The sequence below is a fragment of the Streptomyces aurantiogriseus genome (genome assembly GCF_014649375.1).
GTDB lineage: Bacteria > Actinomycetota > Actinomycetes > Streptomycetales > Streptomycetaceae > Streptomyces > Streptomyces aurantiogriseus.
Map to the genome: position 1 here is coordinate 1 of NZ_BMSX01000057.1, position 7879 is coordinate 7879.

The window sequence follows — 7879 nt, forward strand, 5'->3', positions numbered from 1 at the left end:
TCCCCGAGTACGACCTCTCACCCGAGGCCCGCTACCCGGTCGCCATCGAGCAGAACTACACCGTTGCCCGGTGGATCGTCGACCAGGGCGCGTCCAAGAACCTGGACGGCTCGCGGCTCGCGGTGGCCGGTGACTCCGTCGGCGGCAACATGACGGCCGCGCTGACGCTGATGGCCAAGCAGCGCGGCGGCATCCCGCTGGTGCAGCAGGTGCTGTTCTACCCGGTGACCGACGCGAACTTCGACACGCCGTCCTACCACCAGTTCGCCACCGGCTACTTCCTGCGCCGGGACGGCATGCAGTGGTTCTGGGACCAGTACACGACCGACGAGACCGAGCGCGCCCAGATCACCGCGTCCCCGCTGCGCGCCACCACCGAGCAGCTCACCGGCCTGCCCCCGGCCCTGGTCATCACCGGTGAGGCCGACGTCCTGCGCGACGAGGGCGAGGCGTACGCCAACAAGCTGCGCGAAGCCGGCGTCCCCGTCACCGCCGTCCGCTTCCAGGGCATCATCCACGACTTCGTGATGCTCAACGCCCTGCGCTCCACCCACGCCGCCGAAGCCGCCATCACCCTCGCCGTCGGCACCCTGCGCACTGCCCTGCACTCCGCCTGACCCCGAAGAGAGATCCAGACATGAGCACCACGCCCACCGTCCTCCTCGTCCACGGCGCGTTCGCCGACGCCGGCAGCTGGTCCGGCGTCATCGCCGAACTCCAGGGTCACGGCATCCCGGTGATCGCCCCGCCCAACCCGCTGCGCGGCCTCGCCGCCGACGCCGCCTACATCGCCTCCGTCGCCGCCCAGATCGACGGCCCCGTCGTCCTCGTCGGCCACTCCTACGGCGGCGCCCTCATCAGCGTCGCCGGCACCACCGAGAACGTCGTCGGCCTCGTCTACGTCGCGGCGTACGTCCCGGAGGAGGGCGAGAGCCTCGGCGCGCTGCAGGGGCGCTTCCCGCTCGCCCCGCTGGTCAGCAACCTCAAGGAGTGGACGTACCCGGTGCCGGGCGGCGAGCCGGCCGTCGAGGTCACCATCGCCCAGGACGCCTTCCCCTCCGTGTTCGCGGCAGACGTCCCGGCCGACGTCACCAAGGTGCTCGCGGCGGCGCAGCGGCCGCTGGCCGCCGCCGCGTTCGAGGAGACCGCGGCCGCGGCCGCCTGGAAGACCAAGCCCTCCTGGGTGCTCGTGGCCGCCGCGGACGAGGCGATCAACCCCGAGGTCCAGCGCTTCGGCGCCAAGCGGGCCGGGTCGACGATCGTCGAGCTCGAGGGCGCCTCGCACGCCGTCGCCGTCTCCCAGCCGAAGGAGGTCGCGGATCTGATCCGCGACGCGGTCCGCGCGACGAGCTGACCGCCCGCCCCTCACGGACCGCCGCGCGGACGCGTTCCCCCGTATCGCGTCCGCGCGGCACCTGCTTCGACCCGGTTGCGAACCGACAGGTGGCGGTCGGTAGCCGCCAGGCTGTCCCGTCGCAGCCCGCCCCGTCAGCCCCGTGCCCGTCGTACGAGGTCTTCGGCCGACCCCGCCCAGTCAGGGTGGGTGAAGGTGAAGCCCCGGGCGAGGAGGCGGCCGGGGGTGACGCGGCGGCTTTTGAACAGGAGTTCGGTGTCCGAGCGGAGGGCGAAGGCGCCCAGTTCGGCCATCCATCTCGTTGCCGGCAGGCCTACCGGGACGCCCCAGGCGGTGCGCAGGGCGCGCATGAAGGTGCGGTGGGGCAGGGGGGTGGGAGCGGCGAGGTTGACCGGGCCGTCGATGTCGTCCCGGTCGGTGAGGAACTCGACCGCGCGGACGAAGTCGTGGTCGTGGATCCAGGACACGTACTGGGCGCCGCCCGCGACCGGACCGCCGAGACCGAGCCGGGTCAGCTTGGACAGGACGTCGAAGACGCCGCCCCGGTCCGGGCTCATGACCATCGCGGAGCGCAGGGCCACCTTGCGGGTCTTCGGGGTGTCGGCCTTCTCCAGCTCCCGTTCCCAGTTCTCGGCGATGCGGACGCTGTAGGCCCAGTAGTCCGGGACGTCGGTTTCCGCGCCGCCCAGCACCCCGGTGTCCTCGTCGTTGGGGGCGTCGAAGCGGTGGGCGTAGATCGTGGCGGTGCTCATCTGCAGCCAGACCTTCGGCGGCCGCGCCGCGCCCGCGATCGCCTCGCCCACGACCCTGGCCGACTCCACCCGCGAGTCCATCATGGCCTTCAGGTTGACCGGCGTGTAGCGGCAACTGACGCTGCGGCCCGCCAGGTTGACCACCACGTCACTGCCGTCGACCTCCTCGGCCCAGGGACCCAGGGACCTGCCGTCCCAGCCGACTTCGCCGCGCCCCGCCGGCCGCCTGCTCAGGACCACGACCTCGTGTCCGGCCGCGGTGAGCGCCCGCCGCAGGACCGTCCCCACCTGCCCGGTCCCCCCGGGTATGACGATCTTCATGAAGAGGCTCCCCTCCCTCGTGTGAAGGGGAGCCTACTCCCTATTTGAACGTGTTCAAAAGCTCCTTCGGCTCCTGCCGCCTCATGAGCCGTGCACCTCCAGCGCCGCCCGGACCGCGGACTCCACCGCCCCTTCGATCCACGAGGGCTTGACCGAGGTGTGGTCGCCCGCGAAGTACAAGGGGCCCTCGGGGCTCCGGATCGCCGCCAGCAGTTCCGTGTGCTGGCCGGGGAGCAGCACGGACGCCTCGCCGTAGGCGTACGGGTCGCGCAGCCAGCTCTGGGTGCGACCGGCGCCCGTGTAGAACACCTCGACGCGCTGGCCGTACACCTGCTGCAGACCGCGCAGGGCGTGCGGGTAGCGCGCGTCGTCGTCGAGGGAGTCCCAGCGGGAGGCGTCGTCGGCCCAGCTGTACGAGGCGAGGACGACACCGCCCTCGCTGCCGTCGACCCGGTGGGACGGGTTGATCATGAAACGGTTGGAGTTGTCGGAGATCGAGCCCCCGCCGACGATGTGCGCCGCCTCGGGCTGGTCGCGGGCCGCCCAGCGGTTGGCGGCGTAGTGCACCCGCTGCGCCGCGCTGATGTGCCCCGGCGGCACGGACGGGTGCGCGCCCAGCAGGGTCCCGTCGGCCGGAGCCCTGCCGCTCCGGTAGTCCTCGTACAGCCCCGGCCGCACGGCGCCGAGTTCGCGCTTCCAGTCGGCCTCCGTGAACTCCCACCAGCGCCGGCTGAACTCCAGGAGCACCTTGGTGGCGCTGTCGTAGTGCAGCTCGGCGACGGCCCGCCGTTTCCGGTACGACATCAGCGGGCTGATCTGCACCTGGCGCAGCCCGGAGAACGGCACGGTCACGATCGCGACGTCCCCCGTGAACTGCTCGCGCACCACCTTGCCGTCGCGGCCCTCGGACACGGTCTCGATCCACACGTGCGGCCCGTCGGTGCGCACGTGCGGGGTGCCGTCGGTGACGTGCCGGTCCGGCGCCCAGTACTCGATGCGGGTCGCGCGCCGGTCCAGCCGCAGCACGTCGGAGACTTCCCGCAGCAAAGCGTCCGGCAGGGTGGCCGTACCGCCGACCAGCTCCCAGAACGCGGTGTCCGGGCTGATCAGCGACTGGCTGATGAAGCTGTGGATGAAGGAGAGCGGCAGCCGGGAGGTGAGGTTCTCCAGCGTGCCGACGAGATCGATGGTGCGCTCGTCGAAGCCGGCCTCCTCGGTCAGGAACCGGTACATCGACCAGTCCCCGTACTTCTGCACGACCCGGGCCCAGCCCCGCACCCGCTCCGGCATCGGCTTGTCGACGCGTTTGCCGTCGGAGCCGACGGTGCTGAACTCGTCACGGACGGGGTCCAGGGCCTGGCGCAGGATGGCCGAGGAGGGGGTGTCCCAGTACTTGCGTGGCACCCCGAACGACCGGTTGACCCTGCGGGGCGACTTCGCGTACGCGGAGCGGCGCACGCGGACGCCGTTGACGTGGAGCCAGGCGTTGTTGACGGGTTTGCCCTGGGCGTCGACGTCGACGAGGTGGAACCGGCGCCGCTTGACGCCGAGTTGGTCGATCAGGCTCATCACCAGCGGGTGGCTGCCGGGGATCCGCATGGCCCCCGCCTCCGCGTACTGGCGCGCATCGGCGAACGCCTGGGCAGCGTGCTCGTGCCCACCGGTGCGGAACGTCTTGATCCGGCCGCCGACGCGGTTGCCGTTGGCCTCCACGAGCGTGACCTGGTGACCGGCCCGCTTCAGCAGCCAGGCGGCCACCAGTCCGGCGGGCCCGGCGCCCACCACCAGCACCTTCTTCGCGGTCTTCGTCCCGGCGCGGGGCAGGCCGGAGCCGAGGATCTTCTGGTATCCGGGCACGAGCGGCCGGTCGTGTTCGTCGACCACCAGCAGGGCCCGGGCGACCGCCAGGCACGTGGCCCAGTCGGCGGTGGACCGCGGCGGGCAGGGAGCCTGCGGTAACGCCGTCGCCGGGGCCGGGGACCCGGCGAGGGCCGCGGCACCGGCCGTACCGGCCGCGGCCGTGAACCGCCGGCGGGAGAGGGAACGAGGGTCGACAGAGGCATGGGAATGGTCCATGTGCCCTGGATACGGGCGAGCGGCCGGCCGGTGGAGAACTCCGGGGTGATCACCACCTGAACGTGTAAGCGCGACGGCGTGAGCCCGGCACCGCCCGTGCCCCGGGACGCCGGGCGCGCAACCGGATGCTTCTCGCGCAACCGAAAGGCGGCAGCAGCGCGTTTATGCGGCGGTGTTCGCGCGGAGTCCCGGCAGTTCGTGGGCGGCGCGTTTGTACAGCGGCTTTCCCGGGAGTCCCGTCAGGCGGCGGCAGTGTGTTCCTACGGCGGCGGCCCGCGGGCCCGTCAGACGGCGGTGTGCAGCTGGTACACGTTGAACGCCCGCCGGATGACCGGTTGCGCCACGTTGCGGACCCGGACACCGCCGGCGGTCATCCCGTGTTCCGTGCCCATGTGGGCGTGGCCGTGGACGGACAGGTCGGCGCCGGCCGTGTCGATCGCCTCGGCCAGCAGATAGCTGCCGAGGAACGGGTAGATCTCCGGCGGCTCACCCGCGAGGGTGTCGGCGACCGGCGAGAAGTGGGTGAGGGCGACCCGTACGTCGCAGCCCTGCCGGCCCAGCTCCTCCAGCGCCGTGCGCAGACCGTCGGCGCTGCGGCGGGTGTAGCGGACGAACTCCTTCATCAGCGGCTCGCCGAACTCCCCGGCGCTGCGCCCCACGAACCCGCCGCAGAAGCCCTTCGTCCCGGCGATGCCGACGCGCGTCCCGTCGCACTCGACGATCGTCCCCTCGCCCTCCAGGACCGTCACGTCCGCGTCCTGGAGGATGGCGGTGACCTTCTCGGGCTGCTCGTCGTGATGGTCGTGGTTGCCCAGCACCGCCACGACCGGCACCGGCAGCCCCCGTACCTCCTGCGCCACGACCCGCGCCTCCTCCTGCGTGCCGTGACGGGTGAGGTCGCCCGCCAGGAGCAGCAGGTCGGCACAGTCGGGCAGGGTGTCGAAGGCGGGCCGCAGCAGACCCTGGCTGTCCGGCCCCATGTGGATGTCCCCGACGGCGGCGACACGGATCATGGCAGGTCCTCCGCATGGTCGGGGGAGGCGTTCTCCGCCACCAGGACGTCGGTGTGCACGGCGAGCCCGGCCAGTTCCTCGCGGACGGTCCGCAGCACCGTCTCCCGGCACTGCGCGGAGGGCACCGTACCGGTCACCACGACCGCCCCGGCCCGCATCTCCGCCCGTACGCCCAGCTCACCGAGCTCCTCCGCGGCGAGCCGGTCGTGCAGGTGGGCGACGCGGTACTCGACGTTCTCGGCGGCAGGGCCTGCCTGCCCGCCTCCGCCCGCGTGGTCCGCGAGGGGCCTCATCGCTGTTCCTCCTTCGGCCTCGGGGGGATGACCTCCAGCCGTTCCAGGAAGTAGAAGAAGGCGTCGGGCATCGGCTCGTGCCCACAGGCGCCGCGCACCGTCTCCCAGTCGACCTTCTCCCGCAGCGTACGGGCGATCGGCAGCACCGCCCCGAAGTCGCAGTGGTGCTCGGAGAAGGCGGCCATCAGGCTGTGCACCAGGTCGGTCGGCGACAGCACCGGCATGAAGACCGATTCCACCGACAGCTCCTGCGCCCGCTCCAGCAGCTCCGTCGTCACCGGCTGGTGCGCCAGCTCGAAGATGAGGTCCACCTGCTGACCGAGGCAGTTCGACTTCAGCAGCCAGTCCTCCGGCGGCGTGTACACCGGCAGCCCGGCCTCCCGCAGGGTCTCGGCGACGGCGTCCGCGTCCTGCGGCCGGAAGCAGAAGTCGACGTCGTGCTGGAGGTTCTGGGTGCCGCCGTGGGCGTACACGGCGACGCTGCCCGCGAGGGCGAACCGGTGGCCCTTCCGCTTCAGGATCGAGCCGACCTGCTTCGTGGCCTGCAGGATCGCCTGATTGCGATCGAGGGGCAGATCCTCGGCGAGCACGTCGTTCTGCGGGACGAGGCCGGGATCACCCGTGGCCAGACGCAGCTCCGCGACCCCCGCCTGCTGGTCGAGCGTGTCGTCGTCCGCGTGCTGCGTCATCACTGCCCCCTTCTTCCTGGTCGGCCCCGTCGTCCGGTCCGCATCCGGCGGACCGTCTCAGCGGGACCGTGACGGCGAGCTCCCCGAGTACCCGGACGCGACGGCTTAGACACCGAGCCGGCGGAGGAATGCGCGGGCGTCGGCCTCCCCCGGCCCACGTCGCCGTCGCCCTGGTTCGGGGCACCCGGTCCTCATGAACAGCAAGGACAAGCAGCAGCAGGCCCCGTCCGAGGAGCGCCGGACCGTCGAGCGGCTCGTCGCGGCATGGCTGGAGGAGACCGAACGACACGACCGGGCCGCGGCCCGGGAGGCCCGTACCGGATGGGAGCGGGGCTCCCTGCCGGACCGGTCCGCCCAGGACCTGGCCCACTGGGTCACCGCCCGGGTCACCGACACGGGCTTCAACGAGGACGAGGGCCCTCACGTGGAGGGCCCGGTCCGGATCACTCCGGCGGACAAGGAGACCGTCCACCGCTGGCTGACGGGACAGGGGCACAGCATCTGAGGCGCGAGGGCCGCGAGCGGCTCCGGCCCTCTCTCGTCACAGCACCACCACCGAGCGCAGCACGTCACCGTGGTGCATCCGCTCGAACGCCTTCTCCACCTCGTCGAGTTGGATGGTCTCGGTCACGAACGCCTCCAGATCCAGGCGGCCTTGCAGATGCAGGTCGATCAGCATGGGGAAGTCCCGGGAGGGCAGACAGTCGCCGTACCAGGACGACTTCAGCGCCCCGCCACGCCCGAACACGTCCAGCAGCGGCAGCTCCAGCTTCATCTCGGGCGTGGGCACACCGACCAGGACGACCGTGCCGGCCAGGTCGCGGGCGTAGAAGGCCTGCCGGTACGTCTCCGGGCGGCCCACCGCCTCGATCACCACGTCCGCGCCGAAACCGCCGGTCAGCTCCCGGATCGCCGCCACCGGGTCGGTCTCCTTGGAGTTGACGGTGTGGGTGGCGCCCATCGCACGGGCCGTCGCGAGCTTGCGGTCGTCGATGTCCACGGCGATGATCTTCGCCGCGCCCGCCAGGCGCGACCCCGCGACCGCCGCGTCACCGACACCACCACAGCCGATGACCGCGACGGTGTCACCCCGGCCCACATTCCCGGTGTTGATCGCCGCCCCGATACCCGCCATCACGCCACAGCCCAGCAGCCCGGCCACCGCCGCCGACACCGACGCATCGACCTTGGTGCACTGCCCGGCCGCCACCAGCGTCTTCTCCGCGAACGCGCCGATCCCCAGGGCCGGCGACAGCTCCGTGCCGTCGGTCAGGGTCATCTTCTGCCGGGCGTTGTGCGTGTCGAAGCAGTACCAGGGCCGTCCCCGCAGACAGGCCCGGCACTGCCCGCACACCGCCCGCCAGTTCAGGATCACGAAGTC

At 72.0% G+C, this 7879-nt stretch carries 9 protein-coding genes; 3 read left to right on the forward strand and 6 right to left on the reverse strand.

The genetic code is table 11. From position 1 onward, the window contains the following. Positions 1 to 617, forward strand: a 617-nt coding sequence (locus IE263_RS47790) for an alpha/beta hydrolase (RefSeq protein WP_189944423.1), incomplete at its 5' end; no start/stop codon positions are given. A 20-nt stretch (positions 618 to 637) separates the two neighbouring features. After that, on the forward strand, positions 638 to 1354 hold the full coding sequence (locus IE263_RS47795) for an alpha/beta fold hydrolase (protein ID WP_189944424.1): 717 nt from the start codon (positions 638 to 640) through the stop codon (positions 1352 to 1354). 134 nt (positions 1355 to 1488) lie between these two features. On the opposite strand, the gene IE263_RS47800 is transcribed toward IE263_RS47795, so the two are convergent. From IE263_RS47800 to IE263_RS47820, 5 genes are all read right to left on the reverse strand, one after another. After that, the gene (locus IE263_RS47800; RefSeq protein WP_189944425.1) at positions 1489 to 2427 is read right to left on the reverse strand and encodes an epimerase; all 939 of its coding nucleotides are present in this window, start codon (positions 2425 to 2427) and stop codon (positions 1489 to 1491) included. A gap of 81 nt (positions 2428 to 2508) precedes the next feature. Then, on the reverse strand, positions 2509 to 4503 hold the full coding sequence (gene lgoX, locus IE263_RS47805) for an L-glutamate oxidase LgoX (RefSeq protein WP_189944426.1): 1995 nt from the start codon (positions 4501 to 4503) through the stop codon (positions 2509 to 2511). 284 nt (positions 4504 to 4787) lie between these two features. Beyond that, positions 4788 to 5516 carry a metallophosphoesterase family protein gene (locus IE263_RS47810; protein WP_189944427.1) on the reverse strand — a complete coding sequence of 243 codons (729 nt, stop codon included), beginning with the start codon at positions 5514 to 5516 and terminating at the stop codon, positions 4788 to 4790. Then, complete coding sequence (locus IE263_RS47815) at positions 5513 to 5809, reverse strand: BON domain-containing protein (RefSeq protein WP_189944428.1); 297 nt, start codon at positions 5807 to 5809, stop codon at positions 5513 to 5515. Before IE263_RS47815 ends, IE263_RS47810 begins: the two co-directional genes overlap by 4 nt. Further along, positions 5806 to 6498, reverse strand: coding sequence for a nucleotidyltransferase domain-containing protein (locus IE263_RS47820; RefSeq protein ID WP_189944429.1), 693 nt, complete (start codon positions 6496 to 6498; stop codon positions 5806 to 5808). Before IE263_RS47820 ends, IE263_RS47815 begins: the two co-directional genes overlap by 4 nt. Before the next feature lie 193 nt (positions 6499 to 6691). On the opposite strand from IE263_RS47820, the gene IE263_RS47825 reads away from it, so the two are divergent. Beyond that, positions 6692 to 7003 carry a hypothetical protein gene (locus IE263_RS47825; RefSeq protein WP_189944430.1) on the forward strand — a complete coding sequence of 104 codons (312 nt, stop codon included), beginning with the start codon at positions 6692 to 6694 and terminating at the stop codon, positions 7001 to 7003. Positions 7004 to 7039: 36 nt separating this feature from the next. Here IE263_RS47825 and IE263_RS47830 read toward each other — a convergent pair. After that, positions 7040 to 7879: S-(hydroxymethyl)mycothiol dehydrogenase (locus IE263_RS47830; RefSeq protein ID WP_189944431.1), on the reverse strand; the 840-nt coding region annotated here is incomplete at its 5' end.